A 16,387-nucleotide genomic window follows, 5' to 3' on the forward strand; every position below is an offset into this window, starting at 1 on the left:
ACTGCATCGTAGTCGGAACCAGCACCCACGGCACGATAAACCTTACCGCTCGCGCATGGGTTGCCGGCCATCAGGTCCGAACCTCCGTTCGCTCCCGGGCTTCCTCGACGCCGACCTCGGCGGCGAACGCTGCGAGCTTCTCCGGCGTCACCGCTTCCTTGCCCGCGGCGTACGACTTCACGCGCTTCGTCACCGCGCGTACCTCGTCGTCCGTCGGCGCGTACCCGGCGTCCTCTAAGTGCTCGCGCACGGCGTGCGTGCCCGTGTGCTTCCCGAGGACGATGGAGCGCTCCGCGCCGATCATCTCCGGCGTCATCACGCCCGGCTCGAACGTCTCCGCGTTCTCGATGACGCCCGCGGCGTGAATCCCGGACTCGTGACTGAACGCGTTGTCGCCGACGACCGGCTTGTTCGAGGGGATGGGGACGCCGGACTTCTCGGCGATCATCCGCGACAGCTCGGCGATGCGGGTCGTATCGATACCCGTGTCGACGCCGTGAACGCTCTCGACGGCCATGACGACCTCTTCGAACGCGGCGTTCCCGGCGCGCTCGCCGATGCCGTTCACGGAGACCTGCGCCTGCGACGCGCCCGCGACGAACCCGGAGACGGCGTTCGCGGTCGCCATCCCGAAGTCGTCGTGCGTGTGCACGTCGACGCGCGCGTCCGTGTGCTCGGTGACGAACTCGATGAGCTCCATGTACCGCGTCGGCGTCGCCACCCCGCAGGTGTCGGGGACGTTCACCCAGTCGACGCCGACCTCGTCGACGGCCTCGAGGACCTCCGCGAGGTAGTCGGGGTCGGTCCGCGTGGCGTCCATCGGCGAGAACATCACTTCGACGCCCGCGTCGCGGGCCTGCTGGACCGCGTCGACGGAGCGGTCGACGACCTCCTCGCGGGTCGCGTGCATCGAATCCTCGATCTGGACGTCGCTCGTCGACGCGAAGACGTGAATCATGTCCACGCCCGAGTCGATGGCCGCGTCGACGTCGGATTCGACGACGCGGGCGAGCCCGCACGTCGTCGTGTCCGTCGCGGCCGCGATGTCCGAGACGGCCTCGAACTCGTCGGGGCCGTTCGCCGGGAACCCCGTCTCGATGACGTGGACGCCCATCTCGTCCAGTACTGCCGCTATCTCGCGCTTATCGTCGTAGTCGAACGACGTCCGCGGCGTCTGCTCGCCGTCTCTGAGGGTCGTGTCGAAAATTCGGGCTGAATCGAACTCGTTACTGTGGGCTAACGTGCCCTGGAAGAACCCGTTCCCCCGGACTCGAACCGGGGATGTCATGCTGTGACATCTGTACGAACGTCCAATCCCGGCACCATCATAAATCTATCCCCCTGACAGTCGGATTACCGACACGACCTCGCGGTCCGATTCCCACCGCGTTCGAAAAACCGCCCGACATAAACGGGTATAAGGTATCATTATCTCCCCCTACTGGCTATACGCGCCGCCGTTCGACACACCCGTCGGGACCGACCACGAAGACAGACCCGTCCAATTTTCGCCGGTGCGCGCGCCCCCGAATGGACGAACGTGAACTCGCGGGACGCGACCACCGACTCCGGCGGATAGTTTAAGAGGACGGGGGCGCGAGTGAGGGATATGGCCTCCGTCGGCCGGCCCGTCCTACGCGACCTGTTCGACGACGCACCTACCCCGCACATCGCGCACCCGCCGCGCACCCACCACCGAGACTTCTACGTCGCCACCGACGGGTCGTTCTCGGCGGACGCGAGCGGGCTCGGCGTCCTCGTCGAAACACGGAGCGGCGACCGCGTCGCCCGCCTCGCCCTCCCCGACGACGCCCCCGACAACAACGTCGCCGAATACCGCGCCCTCCACCTCGGCCTCGACGTCCTCGCCGCCCGCGCCCCGCCCGGCGCGCGCGTCGGCGTCGTCCTCGACCACGACGACCTCGCCGCCAACGTCAACGTCGCGAGCCTCGCCGCCGCCGGCCCCCACAACCGCCCCCTCCACGACGTTTCTATTCCTCCCGCCGCCGCCACCCACTGGCGCGGCATCCGCGCGCGCATCGCCGGCTTCGGCGAACTCCGCGCCGCCGCCCTCGACTCCGGCCGGAACCCCGCCCACCCCCTCGCCAACGCCCCCGACCAGTACGCCCACGTCAACCGCGAACCCGCCCGCTGCCTCCTCCCCGACGCCGACGACCTCACCGCCGACCCACAGATCCCCCCGCCCAGCCGCGCCGGCCGCAACACCAACACGAACGCCAGCGACTGACCCGGTCCGACACTCCCCGTCTGCCTGACCGACTCGCCCTTTTCTACGGGGTCCCACGACGGAGGTATGCGAGTCAGAAAAGCGACCCCGCGCGACGCCCGCGAAGTGTGTGCCGTCCACGAGGCGTCCATCGCAGCGCTCGGCGTCGACGGCTACGACGACGAGCAGGTCGCCGCGTGGGGCGCGGACCGCTCACCCGACGACTACGCCTTCGACGGCCCCGACGCCTTCCTCGTCGCCGAAACCGACGGCCGCGTCGTCGGCTTCGCCGCCCTCAGTCCGCGACCCGGCGACCACCTCGACACCGCCGCCGACGCCGAAGTAACCGGCGTCTACGTCCACCCTGACCACGCCCGCACGGGCGTCGGCTCCCGCCTCCTCCGCGCGCTCGAAACCGTCGCGCGCGTCTGGGACGCCGACACCCTCGCCCTCCACGCCTCCCGCAACGCCGTCGACTTCTACGACGACGCCGGCTTCCACCGCGTCCGCGAAACCACCCACGACTTCTCCGACGACACCGACGGCCGCGTCGTCGAGATGCAGAAAACACTCACCCGGCAGTCTCGCGCCTCCCGCACCGTCGCCGGCCGCCAACGCTGACCCCCCCACGCACCGCTCTCCGCCCACTCCGCCTCCACGACCCGCTCCGAGAAGAGAACGACTCCCGAGCGTCTCGTTCCGAATCCCGTTGCTCCGAACCACGTTACTCGCGGGTCGCGCAGCGACCCGCTCGCCTGTTCCGACCGTGCTCACGCCTCGCCTCACTCCGCTCGGCTCAGCGTTCGTATTTCCGAGATTCTCGAACGCTGTCGCGTTCTCCGAATCTCGTTACTCGCGCGACCGTCGTGAGTGCGAGCACGGTCGGAACGAGTTCCGACCGTACTCGCGGTTCACTTCGTTCTCCGCTCGTCTGTTCCGAGATTCTCGCTCGCTCCGAATCTCGTTACTCCTCTTGGGCGTCGACGACCGCCACGCTGGCGAGGTTGACGATGTCCTTGACTTCGTCGCCGCGCTGGAGGACGTGGACGGGTTCGTCCATTCCGGCGAGCATGGGGCCGATAGCGTCCGCGCCGCCGAGGCGCTGGAGGAGTTTGTAGCCGATGTTCCCGGCTTCGAGGTTGGGGAAGACGAGGCAGTTCGCCGGCCCGTCGAAATCTGTGAAGCCGTAGGTGTCGTCGAGGATGTCTTCGACGACGGCGGTGTCGGCCTGCATCTCGCCGTCGACCTGGAAGTCGACGTCGGGGTCGTCGCGGAGGGCGTTCGCGGCTTCCGCGACCTTCTGCGTGCCGTCGGTCTCGACGCTCCCGAAGTTCGAGTAGGAGAGCATCGCGACGCGCGGTTCGACGTTGAAGCGGCGCGCGATGCCGGCGACGTGGCGCGCGACCTCCTGAAGGACGTCTGCGGTCGGCGCGGTGTTCACGGTGGTGTCGGCGCAGAAGATGACGCGATTCTTGAACGTGAGCATGTAGACGCCGGCGACGTGGTCGACGTCGGGCGCGGTCCCGATGACTTCGAGCGGCGGGCGGAGCGCGCTCGGGTAGTGGTGGGTGAGGCCGGTGAGGAGCGCGTCGGCGTCGCCCTCCTCGACCATGACGCTCCCGAGGTAGTTCGGGTCGCGGACGAGGTCGGCGGCTTCGGACTCGGTCACGCCCTTGCGCTTCCGGAGGTCGTAGAGGCGGTCGGCGTACGCGCCGGTGTCGCCCTGCGCGGGGTCGACGACTTCGGGGTCGAAGTCGAGGCCGAGCCCGGTGATGGTCCCCTCGACCGTGTTCCGGTCGCCGATGAGGACGGGTTCGGCGATGCCTTGCTCTTGCATCTGGAAGGCGGCGCGAATCATCTTCTCGTCGTCGCCCTCGCCGAGCGCGACGCGCTTCGGCTCGCTCTTCGCCTTATTCAAGACGATGCGCATCATCTCGCGGCTCTTGCCGAGGCGGGCTTCGAGGCGCTCTCGGTACGCGTCGAGGTCGAGTTCCTGCCGGGCGACGCCGGACTCCATGGCGGCGTCGGCGACGGCCGGCGCGACCTCGAAGAGCACGCGGGGGTCGACGGGTTTCGGGATGATGTAGTCCGGGCCGAACTGGAGGGGTTGGTCGCCGTAGGCCTTCACGACCTGGTCGGGAACGTCCTCCTTCGCGAGGTCCGCCAGCGCCTCCGCCGCCGCGACTTTCATCGACTCGTTGATGTCCGTCGCCCGCACGTCCAGCGCGCCGCGGAAGATGAACGGGAAGCCGAGGACGTTGTTCACCATGTTCGGGTAGTCCGAGCGCCCCGTCGCCATGATGACGGTGTCGTCCCGAGCGTTCTTCGCCTCCTCGTAGGTGATTTCGGGGTCGGGGTTCGCCATGGCGAACACGATGGGGTCGGCCGCCATCGACCGAATCATCTCCTCGCTCACGATGCCTCCCACCGAGAGCCCCACGAAGACGTCCGCGCCGTCCATCGCGTCGGCGAGGTCGCCGCCGTCGCCGGACTGCGCGAACTCGGCTTTGTACTCGTTCACGTCGCCGCTCTCGACGCGTTCCTCGGTGATGACGCCGGAGGAGTCACAGAGCGTGATGTTCTCGACGTCGACGCCGAGTTCGACGTAGAACCGGGCGGACGCGATTGCGGACGCGCCCGCGCCGGAGAAGACGATCTCGATATCCGAGAGGTCCTTGCCCGCTATTTCGGTCGCGTTCAACAGGGCCGCGCCGCTGATGATGGCCGTCCCGTGCTGGTCGTCGTGGAAGACGGGGATGTCCATCTCCTCGCGGAGCGCGTTCTCGATGACGAAGCACTCCGGCGCTTTGATGTCCTCTAAGTTGATGCCGCCGAACGTCGGCTCCATCGCCGCGATGGACTGAATCATCGCCTGCTCGTCCGCGTGGTCGAGTTCGATGTCGAAGACGTCGATGTCCGCGAACCGCTTGAACAGCACGCCCTTCCCCTCCATCACGGGTTTCGACGCTTGCGCGCCGATGTCGCCGAGGCCGAGCACCGCGGAGCCGTTCGAAACGACGCCGACGAGATTCCCCTTCGCCGTGTACTGGTAGGCGTCGTTCGGGTCGTCCGCGATTTCGAGGCACGGCGCGGCGACGCCCGGCGAGTAGGCGAGGGAGAGGTCGCGCTGCGTGTTCGTCGGCTTCGTCGTCGAGATCTCGAGCTTCCCCGGCGGGTCGCGCCGGTGGTAGTCGAGGGCGTCTTCGTCTAATCCCATACCCCCGAACGACCCTCCACGATTATAAAAGAGACGGACGACAAACGTCGAAAACACGGGTGGGGCGGCCGTTTTCCCCGCTACTCCAGCGGCTCCACCAGCTCGACGACGTGGCCGTCCGGGTCCTCGATGAACGCCGTCCGCGCGCCCGCCGCGTCGTTGTCCGCCGGCTCCTGTACGACGCCGTGGTTCTCGACGCGCTCGAACGCCTCGTCGACGTCCTCCACCGCGACGGCGAGGTGGTCCCACGCCGTCCCCGCTTCGTCCGGCGTCTCCCCCTCGGTGTCCGCGAGCTGTATCTCGACGCCGTTCTCCGCCGCGACGTACCGGTTCTTCGTCCCGTCGGCCTCGAACTCCCAGGACTCCTCGAACCCGAGCTCGCCCGTGTACCACTCGACCGATTCGTCGACGTCCGCGACGTTCAGGCAGACGTGGATGAACTCCATACAGTACGCCCTGCGCGCGACGCTCACAAAAACTCGCGGGTGCCCGCACCCCGCATCGACGCGAGGAACGACCCGGCGCGTCGGGAACTCCGAGGAACCGAGTGAACGTTCATTCACGGCTCGCGGGGATGGCGGGCCGTCAGCCGGCCGAAGGGGAAAACGTGTTAACTGCCCCCTCGTAAGTACGAGTCGTCATGACTGACACCAATCGCAGAAGCTACCTGAAAGCCACCGGCGGCGCGGCCGCCGCGCTCGCACTCGCCGGCTGTTCCGGCGGGGGCGGCGGCGAGAACACGGTCACGATCGGCTCGGACATCCCGTACCGGCCGTTCGAGTACACCGACGCCGACGGGAACCTCAAGGGGTTCGACGTCGACATCGCGCAGGCCGTCTTCGAGGAGGAGATGGGGATGAGCTACGAGTTCCAAGACACCGCGTTCGACACCATCATCGGCTCGCTCAACAACGGGAACTTCCGCGTCATCATGTCCGCGATGACGATCAACGACCAGCGCGCGGAGCAGGTCGACTTCTCCGACCCCTACTTCACGGCGTACCAGACTATCGTCGTCCTCAAGAGCTCCGACATCACGGCGAAGGAGGACCTGAAGGGGAAGAACGTCGGCGTGCAGAAGGGGACGACCGGCGAGAACGCCGCCCAGCAGCTCAAAGAGGAGTTCGGCGGCGACCTCACTATCAAGTCCTACGACCAGATTCCCGCGGCGTTCGACGCGCTCAACAACAACCAGGTGGTGGCCGTCATCAACGACAACACCGTCAACGCGGAGTTCGTCGAGAGCCACCAGGACACCGTCCGGTTCGTCGAAGGCGACGGCGCGGCCGCCGAGGAAGGCGAGAACGCGCCGCCGTACCTCACGCTCACCGTCGAGAACTACGGCATCGCGTTCCGGAAGGACGACGACGACTTCCGCTCTCAGGTCAACGACGCCCTGCAGGCTATCAGAGACGACGGGACGTACGACGAAATCTACAACGAGTACTTCAGCGGCTGATCGCCCGCTATGGCTGAATCCCACCAGCAGTCGGACGAGATGACGCGGGTGGAAGAGCCGCGGCTGAACGACGAGAACGTGAAGTGGCTCGGTATCGCCGCGGCGGCGGTGTTCACGCTCGCCGTCGTCGCCTTCGTCGGGTCCATCGTCTTCTTGAAGGTGAACCCGTCGCTGTTCGTGAACATCATCTACCCGCAGTTCGTGGACGCGTTCCTCCTCGTGCTCGGAATTTTCGTGGTTTCGAGCGTGCTCTCCGTCATCGCCGGCATCTTCGTCGGCCTCGGGCGCGTGTCGAAGACGAAGTTCACGAACGCGGTGACCTCCGGCTACGTCCAGTTCTTCCGCGGCACGCCGCTCCTCTTCCAGCTGATGGTGCTCTACATCGGGATTCCGGCGTTCTGGCCGCCCGGCCAGTTCCCGATTCCGAACTGGTCGATTCCCGCCGCCGTCATCGGACTGACGCTCAACCACGCGGCCTACATCGGCGAGGCGGTCCGCGGCGGCATCGAGGCCGTCCCCGACGGCCAGCAGGAGGCCGCGCGGTCGCTCGGGATGTCCTACACGCAGTCGATGCGCGAGGTCATCCTCCCGCAGGCGTGGCGGAACGCCCTCGCGGCGATCGGGAACGACCAGGTCATTCTCGTGAAGGACACGTCGCTCCTCACGGTCATCGCCGTGCCCGAACTCATCGACGCGTTCCGCTCCGTGAACTCCGCGACGTTCGACGCGTGGACGCCCATCGTCCTCGTCGCTATCGCCTACCTCATGATTACGATGCCGCTCTCACGACTCGTGACGTACCTCGAAGACCGCGCGTCCTGGGGGGGTGACGGCCATTGAGCCGTCGTTCCGCCGGCGACGACCCGCAGGTCGTCTTCGAGGGCGTGAACAAGTACTTCGGCGAGAACCACGTGCTGAAGGACATCGACCTCGGCGTCGAGGACGGCGAAGTCGTCGTCGTCATCGGCCCGTCCGGGTCGGGGAAGTCCACGCTCCTCCGCTGCACGAACCGCCTCGAGGAGATCCAGTCGGGCGACATCCGCCTCGAAGGCGAATCCATCACCGACGACAGGACGGACATCAACGTCCTCAGACAGCGCATCGGGATGGTCTTCCAGCACTTCAACCTCTTCCCGCACAAGACGGCGCTGGAGAACATCACGCTCGCGCCGACGAAAGTCAAAGGCGTCCCGGAGCGCGAGGCGGAGCAGAAAGGCCGCGACCTCCTCGACGAAGTCGGCCTGGCGAAGAAGGCCGACGCCTACCCGGCACAGCTCTCGGGCGGCCAGCAACAGCGGGTCGCCATCGCCCGCGCTCTCGCGATGGAGCCGCACGTCATGCTCTTCGACGAGGTGACGAGCGCGCTCGACCCCGAGCTCGTCGGCGAAGTCCTCGGCGTCATGCGCGGCCTCGCGGACGAGGGGATGACGATGATGGTCGTCACCCACGAGATGGGGTTCGCGCGCGAAGTCGCGGACCGCGTCGTTCTGATGGCGGACGGCCGCATCGTCGAATCCGGCGACCCCGAGCACTTCTTCACGGACCCGGAGACCGACCGCGCGAAGCAGTTCCTCTCGAAGCTCCTCACCGCACAGGAAGAACGCGAGGGCGAATCCGTCGTCGACGACTGACGGCCCTTCGTCTTTCCGTTCCGTGCTGGATGCCGAACGACTTTTACTGCAGCCGTCGTCGCTCCGTGTATGCCCGTAGAACTCACCATCGCGGCGGTGCGTCCGGAAGACGCCGGCCGCGGTGTCGCTCGCGTGGACCGGTCGGTGCTCGACGATCTCGGCGTGGAACCGGGGGGCGTCGTCAGCGTCCGCGGCCGCCGGACGACCGTCGCGCGCGCCCTCCCGGCGTATCCGGACGACTCGCCGGGGCTCGTGCGCGTCGACGGGACGACGCGGTCGAACGCGAAAGCCGCGATTGACGAGAAAGTAACCGTCGAACCGGTGACGGCGGAGCCGGCGGAGCGCGTGGTGCTCGCGCCGCCGCCCGGCCTCTCGCTCACCGGCGGCGAGGCGTTCGCGAAGAACTCGCTCCGCGACCGCCCGCTCGTCCGCGGCGACGCCGTCCGCTTCAACCTCCTCGGAAACCCGCTCGTCTTCTTCGCGACGAACACGAAGCCGACCGGTCCGATACTCGTCACGGCCGAGACGGAGGTCGTCATTCGCGCAGAACCCGTGAGCGACGCCGACCTCGAGTACGACTGGACGACGACGCCGGAGATATCCTACGAGGACATCGGCGGGCTGGACCACGAACTGGAGCAGGTCCGCGAGATCGTGGAACTCCCGCTCCGCCACCCGGAGCTCTTCCAGCGCCTCGGCATCTCCGCGCCGCGCGGCGTCCTCCTCTACGGCCCGCCGGGAACCGGAAAAACGCTCATCGCGCGCGCCGTGGCGAACGAGGTGGACGCGAACTTCGTCGACATCTCCGGGCCGGAGATCATGTCGAAGTTCTACGGGGAATCCGAAGAGCACCTCCGCGAGGTCTTCGAGGAGGCGAGCGCGAACGCGCCGACCATCGTCTTCATCGACGAGATCGACTCCATCGCGCCGCCGCGCGACGAGGTCTCCGGCGAGGTCGAACGCCGCGTCGTCGCCCAGCTGTTGAGTCTCATGGACGGCCTGGAGGACCGCGGTGACGTCATCGTCATCGCGGCGACGAACCGACCGGATGGCATCGACCCGGCGCTCAGGCGACCGGGGCGGTTCGACCGCGAGATCGAGGTCGGCGTCCCCGACCGCGAGGGCCGGCGCACGATCCTCGACATTCACACGCGCGCGATGCCGCTCACGGAGGACGTGGACCTCGACGGCGTCGCGGACCGCACGCACGGGTTCGTCGGCGCGGACATCGAGGCGCTCGCCAAGGAAGCGGCGATGAACGCGCTGCGTCGCGTCCGGCCGGAGCTCGACCTCGACGCGCCGGAGATTCCCGCGGACGTGCTCGCCAACATCACCGTCACGGGCGACGACGTCGAAGCCGCGATTCAGGTCGTGTCGCCGTCGGCGATGCGCGAGCTCTTCGTCGAAGTGCCGGACGTCACGTGGGACGACGTCGGCGGGCTGGACGACGTGCGGACGGAGCTCACGCGCGCGGTCGAGTGGCCGCTCACGTATCCGGAGGCGTTCGACCGCCTGCGGACGCACCCGCCGCGCGGCGTCCTGCTCTACGGCCCGCCGGGAACGGGAAAGACGCTCGTGGCGAAGGCCGTGGCGAACGCGAGCGGCGTGAACTTCATCTCCGTCAAAGGCCCCGAGCTGCTGGATAAGTACGTCGGCGAGTCCGAGAAGGCGGTTCGCGACCTCTTCGCGAAGGCGCGGCAGAACGCGCCGACCATCGTCTTCATCGACGAGCTCGACGCCGTCGCGCCGCAGCGCGGGCAGAGCTTCGACTCCGGCGTCACCGAGCGCGTCGTCAGCCAGCTCCTCACTGAACTCGACGGCGTGGAAGAGCTCGACGGCGTGGTCGTGCTCGCGGCGACGAACCGCCCGGACATCGTCGACTCCGCGCTCCTCCGCCCCGGCCGGCTCGACAAGGCCATCCACGTGCCCGTGCCGGACCGGGAGGCGCGCCGCCGCATCCTCGACATCCACACCGAGGGCGTCCCGCTCGCCGACGACGTCGACCTCGACGCGCTCCTCGACCGGACGGACGGCTTCACGGGGAGCGACATCGAAGCGCTCGTCCGCGAGGCGAGCATGGTCGCGATGGACGACTACGTCGCGGGCGGCGCGACCGGCGTCGACTCGCTCACCGTCACCGCCGACCACTTCGACGCCGCGCTCGACGACGTCCACGCCTCCGTCACCGCGGAGGCCCGCGAGTGGTACGGCCACCTCGCCGACCAGCTCTCCGCCGCGCTCCCGAAGAACCGGCCGGCGCTCGAAGACGTCTCCTTCGAATAGCCGGCCGGTCGACCGTCAGTACCGCCCGAAGCCCCATCGGGCGCTCCCGTTCACGCGCCGCCAGCCGTCTTCCTCGCCCGCGAGGTCGACGAAGACGCGCTCTTCGTACTCGTTGCCCGTCCAGCCGCCGGCGAACCACGTGTTCCGGCCGGCGAAGACGACCGCCACCTGCGTCGTGGCGTTCGCGGGCGCGTCGTAGGACGCGTACACCGCCGTGTCGAACGCGTAGCAGGTCGCGTCCCCGTACCCGGACCCGCACGCCGTGCGCGTGACGTTCTCGCGGGGGCGGAGGAGCGGTTCGCCCGTGTCCGGCGTCTTCGTGTCGATGGTCTCGTTCACGGAGACGGTGACGACCCACTGGTAGGGCTCGCGGTACCGCCGCGTGGACTGCGCCGTCGACGTCGTCGCTCCGCTCGTCGTCTCTCCTGCTGTGCCCGTCGGCGTCGGGAGCGGCTCCGAGCGGTTCTCGTACTTCGGCGGGAGCCGGTCCGCCGTCACCGCGAGCATCGGCCCGCGCGCCGTCTCCACGACTTCGGTCGCGACGCCGTCGCTCGTGTTCTCGATGCGCGCGTCGACGATTGACGAGCCGTTCTCGACGGGCGCGGGGAGGTAGAGCGTCGCGTTCGTCAGCGTCTCGTTCGGGTCGACCGTCACGCGGTACTCGTACTCGTGCTCGTAGGACTCCTCGATGGGCTGCGTGAAGTTCCAGAGGAGGAATGCGCCCGTGCCGACGACGGCCGCGACGACGACGAGCGCGGCGACGAGGACGATTTTCACGGGTCGCGAGAGCGCCATACCGTCCTGTCGACGCGGATATAAATAGTTCCTTCTCTCCTTCTGCCCCGTGTTCGCCCGGCGAAATATTCGCCGTATCACAACGACCATACCGCGTCGAAGCGAAGTCGCGGACAGCTAGGTGGCGCACGTGACTCAGAAACGCGAATACCGAGACGACTACCCCGAGAAGACGCTGTACATCCCCGGTCCGACCGAAGTCCGCGAGGACGTCATCGAGGCGATGTGCGAGCCGATGTTCGGCCACCGCATGGACCAGATGACCGACCTCTACACGACCATCGTCGAGGACACCAAGACGTTCCTCGGCACGGACAACGACGTCATCGTCCTCACCGGCTCCGGCACCGAGTTCATGGAGTCCTCGGTTCTCAACCTCGTCGACGAGAACGTGCTCGTGACGACCTGCGGGAGCTTCAGCGAGCGGCAGGCGAACGTCGCCGAACGCCTCGGGAAGAACGTCGACACCCTCGAATACGACTGGGGTGAGGCGGTGAAACCCGAAGACGTCCGCGAACACCTCGAAGCAACGGACGGGGAGTACGACGCGGTCACCTGCGTCATGAACGAATCCTCGACGGGCGTCCGCAACCCCATCGAGGACATCGGCGACGTCCTGAAAGAGTACCCCGACACGCGCTTCGTCGTCGACGCCGTCTCCGCCCTCGGCGGGGATTACGTCGACATCGACGCCCACGGCATCGACGTCATCTTCACGTCCGTACAGAAAGCGTTCGCGATGCCGCCCGGCCTCGCCGTCTGCGTCGTCAGCGACGACGCCTACGACCAAGAGGTCGAATCCGATTCGGCCTCCTGGTACGGCGGGTTCCAGCGCTCCCTCGACTACTACGACCGGAAGGGCCAGACGCACTCCACGCCCGCCATCCCGGTGATGCTCGCGTACCGCCAGCAGATGAAGCACATGCTCGACGAGACTCACGAAGCGCGCGACCAGCGCCACCGCGAGATGGCCGAATACACCCGCGACTGGGCGCGCGAGCACTTCGCGATGTTCCCCGAGGACGGCTACGAGTCCCAGACCGTCGCCTGCATCGAGAACACTCAGGACATCGACGTCGCCGCCACCATCGAACAGGTCTCCGAGGAGTACGACATGGTCTTCTCGAACGGCTACGGCTCCCAGCTCGGCGAGCGGACCTTCCGCATCGGCCACATGGGCGAACACGACCTCGACAGCATCAAACGACTCACCGACGCCATCGAAGACGTCGCCGGCCTCTGACGCCGCACGCCGCTGACGAACACAGAGCGACGCCCTCGCTCCCTCCGGATGTCGAAGCGTAACCAGCAGCTACACGGCGCGCTCACCCCACAGGGCGGTATGGCGAAGACCGTCGACGAACTCCGGAACGAGATTCGGGTGGCTGTGGGTCGATTCGAGCGGGAGATATCGGCGACGTTCACGAAAGAGGACCTCGCCGCCATCTGCGACGCCGTCGGCGATGATATCGACACTGATTCGCTGCCGCCGAAACCGCGGATGAGAGCCGGCATCCTCGAACGAATCGGCGAACGCGACGACGAGACGGGCGACGTCGACCGGGCGTTCCGGAAGGGCGAACTCGAAGCGATCGCCGCCGCCCTCGACGCGTAGCGCCGCTCTCTCCGACCGCCCTCGGTTCGTCGGCCTGCGCTCCACTCTCTCCGCCTGCATCCACGGAGCAGCGCGTCCCTTAGAAGTCGGTGACGACTTCGACGCCGACTGTCCCGTAGTCATCCATGGCGGCGAGGCGGTCGGGGACGGCTTCGAGGGAGACTTCCTTCGTGACGAGAGCGGCGGGGGCGACGTCACCAGTCTCGACGAGGCGGAAGAGGGCGTCGTAGCTCGTCGGCGGCATCCCGCGCGCGCCGACGAAGGAGAGCTCGTGGCGAGTCATGTAGTCCGTCGGCAGGCTCACCTCGCCTCTCTCCTCCTCCGTGGTGAGACCGACCTGAACGTGCGTGCCTTGGTCGCGGAGCGACCCGACGGACGCGCGGCAGGTCGCGCGGACGCCGACGGCGTCCATCGAGACGTGCGCGCCGCCGTCGCCGGCGATATCGCGGACGGCCGTGGCGGGGTCGTCGACATCCTGAACGTTCACGGTTTCGTGCGCGCCGGCGTCCCGAGCGGCGTCGAGTTTCTCCTCGCTCAGGTCAACCGCGATAACGTTCGCGCCCCGCGAGCGCGCGATTTGGACGGCGGAGAGCCCGACGCCGCCACAGCCGTGAACGGCCACCCAGTCCCCCGAGTCGACGGCGACGCGCTCCGCGAGCGCGTGAAACGCCGTCATGTACCGGCAGCCGAGCGCCGCCGCCGCCTCGAAACTCACGGAGTCCGGGAGCGCCGCGAGGTTGTAGTCGGCTACCGGAACCGCGACGTACTCCGCGAACGCACCGTCCGCGTCGGGCTCGAACCCGAGCGCCCACCCGTCCTGACAGACGTTCCCCTTCCCCTCCCGGCAGTAGGGACACGTCCCGTCGCCGAGCGAGAACGGCACCGCCACGCGGTCACCGACGCCGAAGCGCTCGACGCGCTCGCCGGCCTCGACGACTCGGCCCGCGGGCTCGTGACCGAGCACCGTCCCCGGCTCCACGCGGTCGTCCGCCCACTCCCCGTGGCCCTTCCACGCGTGCCAGTCGCTCCGACAGATCCCGCACGCCTCGACCTCGACCACCACGCCGTCCGGCGCGGGCTCCGGTCGCGCGCGCTCTTCGATAGCCAGCGGCTCCCCGTACTCCCGCAGCACTGCGGCCTTCATACCTCGCCTCTCACCGCCCGACCCGAAAACTCCTCGCCCGCCGGCAACCCCTATCCCCGCTCTCCGCCGACGCCCCCGACGCCGCCGGCGACGACCACGTGGAGCGCGACGTACACCGGAACCGACCCGATGACGCCCGCCGCGACGCTCACCACGACGACGAGCGGAATCGAAAGCACCGACCGCACCGCGACGATGACGGCGAGCAACGCGAGAATCACCGCGAGCCGCCCGACGGCACCGCGGTCGCCGAACCACGCGCCCGCTCGCCGGCCGACCGCCGAGTTCGCCCCCGGCCCCGCGCCGACGGCGAACACCGCGACTCCGACCGCCACCCACGGCCACGACACCGGCTCGCCCACCACTTCGAGCGCCAGCCACGCCACCGCCAGCAGCGCCACCCCCACGTCAAGCCACGACGGTGGGCGGTCCGGCAGCCACCTCGTCTCTCCAGCCATTACTCGCCACCTCGCCGCCGACCCCTATCAGTATTCGCCACCCTCGCTCAGAAGAACTCGTCGAGCCCCGCCTGCGAGTCGTCCTCGTCTGCTTCCTCCGGGTCGGCCGCCGACTCGTTCTCGTCGTCCTCGACGAGCGCGTCGAAGTCGTCCGACGACCCGTCGCCGTCGCCGCGCTCTCCGACCTCGCCTTCGGTTCCGCGTTCGTCGCGCGTCGCGCCTTCGAACGCGCCGCCGGAGTGCTCGACTGCGGCCTCCTCTCGTTGCTCCTCGGCGTCTTCGACGATTTGCTGTACCTTGTTGGTGTCCTCGCCCGACCCCGTGATGAAGGAGACGTGCGCGGCGTCGAGGTCGTAGGCCGCCGCCATCGCGACGGTGAGCTCCCGGGGCTTACAGTGATGCGTCATCGCCGCCAACACCGGCATGATCTCGCGGCGCGCCGTCGCCATCGACACCCCCGAGCGGTCCGCGATCTGACTCGCGACGTGATCCCGCGTGTTCCGCGTGCCCTTCGTCCGTCCGAGCTTCGACCAGTAGGAGGGCGGCCCGTACCGCGTCCACCCGCCCTTCGACCCCTGTCGACTCGCCGCCGTCCCCGCGACGACGTTGTCGGAGACGTACCGCCAGTACGAGTAGTTCTGCGTCGCCCGCACCCGCCCGAGCCACTGGTCGCCCTTCGCGATGAAGCCGTAGGCGTCCGCGAGCTCCGAGCCCTCGAAGTCCTTCGGCATGTTGTCCTCGATCCAGTTGATGAGGTCGTTCGGGTTCTCGTCGACGTCGTAGGACGCTTTGAGCGCGCTCTCCGCGTCGAGGTTCTTGATGACGTCGTCGAGGAAGTCGAAGATGCCTTCCGTCGTGTCGCGCTCCCCGGTGACGACGTCGTCGGCGGTGAGCACCTCGTTCGTCTCCGCGAGCGCCTGCAGGTCGTTCACCGCGGAGCGAAGGTCACCCGAGTTCTTCGACGCGATGGCGTCGAGCGCCGCGTCCTCGTACTCGACGCCCTCTCGCCGGCAGATGTCGCGGAGCACGGGCACGATGGAGCGCTTCGAGACGTCGCGGAACTCGATGTCCTCGCACGCCCGGCGGAGCGCGTTCGACATCTCGTAGAACTCGTTCGCGATGAGGACGATGGGCTGGCTCGCGTCCTTCACCACGCGCGTGATGGCGGCCGCGCCGCCGCGGTCCGCGTTCCCGTGGAGGTTGTCCGCCTCGTCGAGGATGAGAAGCTTCCGCCCGCCGCTCCCGCCCGTGAGCGTCCCGGACTTCGCCGCCTCGCCGGCGACGCGCTCGATGACGTCCTTCGTCCGGCTGTCGCTCGCGTTCAACTCGATGACGTCCCACCCCATGTCGTTCGCGAGCGCGTGCGCCGCCGACGTCTTCCCCACCCCGGGCCGCCCGTGAACGATGACCGCGTCGCGGTGCTCGTCCCAGGACGCCGCCCACTGCTTCAACGCGTCCCGAGCCTTGTCGTTCCCCCGAACCTCGGAGAGCGTCGACGGGCGGTACTTCTCCGTCCAATCGGTCATTACCGGAGGGTGGGCCGAAGCGCGTTTAGTGG

15 protein-coding genes are annotated in these 16,387 nt (G+C 68.1%); 8 read left to right on the forward strand and 7 right to left on the reverse strand.

Annotated features, from left to right (window positions below):
• Nucleotides 1-70 precede the first annotated feature (70 nt).
• On the reverse strand, nt 71-1,288 hold the full coding sequence (locus IEY26_RS04015) for a LeuA family protein (RefSeq protein ID WP_188976079.1): 1,218 nt from the start codon (nt 1,286-1,288) through the stop codon (nt 71-73).
• Between the two features lie 321 nt (nt 1,289-1,609).
• On the opposite strand from IEY26_RS04015, the gene IEY26_RS04020 reads away from it, so the two are divergent.
• Together IEY26_RS04020 and IEY26_RS04025 are read left to right on the forward strand one after the other, a co-directional pair.
• A complete protein-coding gene (locus IEY26_RS04020; RefSeq protein ID WP_188976081.1) occupies nt 1,610-2,248 on the forward strand; it encodes a ribonuclease H in 639 nt (212 codons plus the stop codon).
• Nucleotides 2,249-2,314: 66 nt separating this feature from the next.
• Nucleotides 2,315-2,848 carry a GNAT family N-acetyltransferase gene (locus IEY26_RS04025; RefSeq protein ID WP_188976083.1) on the forward strand — a complete coding sequence of 178 codons (534 nt, stop codon included), beginning with the start codon at nt 2,315-2,317 and terminating at the stop codon, nt 2,846-2,848.
• 343 nt (nt 2,849-3,191) lie between these two features.
• Here IEY26_RS04025 and IEY26_RS04030 read toward each other — a convergent pair whose 3' ends face one another.
• Both IEY26_RS04030 and IEY26_RS04035 read right to left on the reverse strand, forming a co-directional pair.
• Nucleotides 3,192-5,444 (reverse strand): NADP-dependent malic enzyme, encoded by a 2,253-nt coding sequence (locus IEY26_RS04030; protein ID WP_188976085.1) that lies wholly within the window; start codon nt 5,442-5,444, stop codon nt 3,192-3,194.
• Nucleotides 5,445-5,524: 80 nt separating this feature from the next.
• On the reverse strand, nt 5,525-5,890 hold the full coding sequence (locus tag IEY26_RS04035; RefSeq protein ID WP_188976086.1) for a VOC family protein: 366 nt from the start codon (nt 5,888-5,890) through the stop codon (nt 5,525-5,527).
• A gap of 194 nt (nt 5,891-6,084) precedes the next feature.
• Here IEY26_RS04035 and IEY26_RS04040 point away from each other — a divergent pair, with 194 nt between their 5' ends.
• The 4 genes from IEY26_RS04040 to IEY26_RS04055 all read left to right on the forward strand — a co-directional run bounded on the left by IEY26_RS04040 (nt 6,085) and on the right by IEY26_RS04055 (nt 10,817).
• Complete coding sequence (locus tag IEY26_RS04040; protein ID WP_188976088.1) at nt 6,085-6,903, forward strand: basic amino acid ABC transporter substrate-binding protein; 819 nt, start codon at nt 6,085-6,087, stop codon at nt 6,901-6,903.
• 9 nt (nt 6,904-6,912) lie between these two features.
• A complete protein-coding gene (locus IEY26_RS04045; protein WP_188976090.1) occupies nt 6,913-7,743 on the forward strand; it encodes an amino acid ABC transporter permease in 831 nt (276 codons plus the stop codon).
• The gene (locus tag IEY26_RS04050) at nt 7,740-8,534 is read left to right on the forward strand and encodes an amino acid ABC transporter ATP-binding protein (protein ID WP_188976092.1); all 795 of its coding nucleotides are present in this window, start codon (nt 7,740-7,742) and stop codon (nt 8,532-8,534) included. Before IEY26_RS04045 ends, IEY26_RS04050 begins: the two co-directional genes overlap by 4 nt.
• A gap of 69 nt (nt 8,535-8,603) precedes the next feature.
• Nucleotides 8,604-10,817 (forward strand): CDC48 family AAA ATPase, encoded by a 2,214-nt coding sequence (locus tag IEY26_RS04055; RefSeq protein WP_188976094.1) that lies wholly within the window; start codon nt 8,604-8,606, stop codon nt 10,815-10,817.
• 15 nt (nt 10,818-10,832) lie between these two features.
• Here IEY26_RS04055 and IEY26_RS04060 read toward each other — a convergent pair whose 3' ends face one another.
• Nucleotides 10,833-11,612, reverse strand: coding sequence for a hypothetical protein (locus IEY26_RS04060; protein ID WP_188976096.1), 780 nt, complete (start codon nt 11,610-11,612; stop codon nt 10,833-10,835).
• 130 nt (nt 11,613-11,742) lie between these two features.
• Between IEY26_RS04060 and IEY26_RS04065 the strand changes: the two genes are divergently transcribed.
• On the forward strand, nt 11,743-12,855 hold the full coding sequence (locus IEY26_RS04065; protein ID WP_188977104.1) for a pyridoxal-phosphate-dependent aminotransferase family protein: 1,113 nt from the start codon (nt 11,743-11,745) through the stop codon (nt 12,853-12,855).
• Between the two features lie 99 nt (nt 12,856-12,954).
• Nucleotides 12,955-13,227 (forward strand): hypothetical protein, encoded by a 273-nt coding sequence (locus IEY26_RS04070; protein ID WP_188977106.1) that lies wholly within the window; start codon nt 12,955-12,957, stop codon nt 13,225-13,227.
• A gap of 79 nt (nt 13,228-13,306) precedes the next feature.
• Here the strand turns inward: IEY26_RS04070 and IEY26_RS04075 are convergent, their stop codons facing one another.
• From IEY26_RS04075 to IEY26_RS04085, 3 genes are read right to left on the reverse strand one after another with little or no spacing between them, the layout of a single operon-like run.
• A complete protein-coding gene (locus IEY26_RS04075) occupies nt 13,307-14,371 on the reverse strand; it encodes a zinc-dependent alcohol dehydrogenase family protein (RefSeq protein WP_188976098.1) in 1,065 nt (354 codons plus the stop codon).
• 50 nt (nt 14,372-14,421) lie between these two features.
• Nucleotides 14,422-14,829, reverse strand: a complete 408-nt coding sequence (locus IEY26_RS04080) for a hypothetical protein (RefSeq protein ID WP_188976100.1) — start codon at nt 14,827-14,829, stop codon at nt 14,422-14,424.
• Nucleotides 14,830-14,876: 47 nt separating this feature from the next.
• A complete protein-coding gene (locus IEY26_RS04085) occupies nt 14,877-16,355 on the reverse strand; it encodes a replication factor C large subunit (RefSeq protein WP_188976102.1) in 1,479 nt (492 codons plus the stop codon).
• Between the last annotated feature and the right edge of the window lie 32 nt (nt 16,356-16,387).

Source organism: Halocalculus aciditolerans (genome assembly GCF_014647475.1).
In the GTDB taxonomy this organism is placed as follows: Archaea; Halobacteriota; Halobacteria; order Halobacteriales; family Halobacteriaceae; genus Halocalculus; species Halocalculus aciditolerans.

Coding starts and splice junctions, on each gene's coding strand:
- IEY26_RS04070 (WP_188977106.1), top strand. CDS start 12,955: ATGGCGAAGACCGTCGACGAACTCCGGAACGAGATTCGGGTGGCTGTG.
- IEY26_RS04055 (WP_188976094.1), top strand. CDS start 8,604: ATGCCCGTAGAACTCACCATCGCGGCGGTGCGTCCGGAAGACGCCGGC.
- IEY26_RS04080 (WP_188976100.1), bottom strand. CDS start 14,829: ATGGCTGGAGAGACGAGGTGGCTGCCGGACCGCCCACCGTCGTGGCTT.
- IEY26_RS04035 (WP_188976086.1), bottom strand. CDS start 5,890: ATGGAGTTCATCCACGTCTGCCTGAACGTCGCGGACGTCGACGAATCG.
- IEY26_RS04085 (WP_188976102.1), bottom strand. CDS start 16,355: ATGACCGATTGGACGGAGAAGTACCGCCCGTCGACGCTCTCCGAGGTT.
- IEY26_RS04040 (WP_188976088.1), top strand. CDS start 6,085: ATGACTGACACCAATCGCAGAAGCTACCTGAAAGCCACCGGCGGCGCG.
- IEY26_RS04020 (WP_188976081.1), top strand. CDS start 1,610: ATGGCCTCCGTCGGCCGGCCCGTCCTACGCGACCTGTTCGACGACGCA.
- IEY26_RS04030 (WP_188976085.1), bottom strand. CDS start 5,444: ATGGGATTAGACGAAGACGCCCTCGACTACCACCGGCGCGACCCGCCG.
- IEY26_RS04045 (WP_188976090.1), top strand. CDS start 6,913: ATGGCTGAATCCCACCAGCAGTCGGACGAGATGACGCGGGTGGAAGAG.
- IEY26_RS04025 (WP_188976083.1), top strand. CDS start 2,315: ATGCGAGTCAGAAAAGCGACCCCGCGCGACGCCCGCGAAGTGTGTGCC.
- IEY26_RS04060 (WP_188976096.1), bottom strand. CDS start 11,612: ATGGCGCTCTCGCGACCCGTGAAAATCGTCCTCGTCGCCGCGCTCGTC.
- IEY26_RS04075 (WP_188976098.1), bottom strand. CDS start 14,371: ATGAAGGCCGCAGTGCTGCGGGAGTACGGGGAGCCGCTGGCTATCGAA.
- IEY26_RS04015 (WP_188976079.1), bottom strand. CDS start 1,288: ATGACATCCCCGGTTCGAGTCCGGGGGAACGGGTTCTTCCAGGGCACG.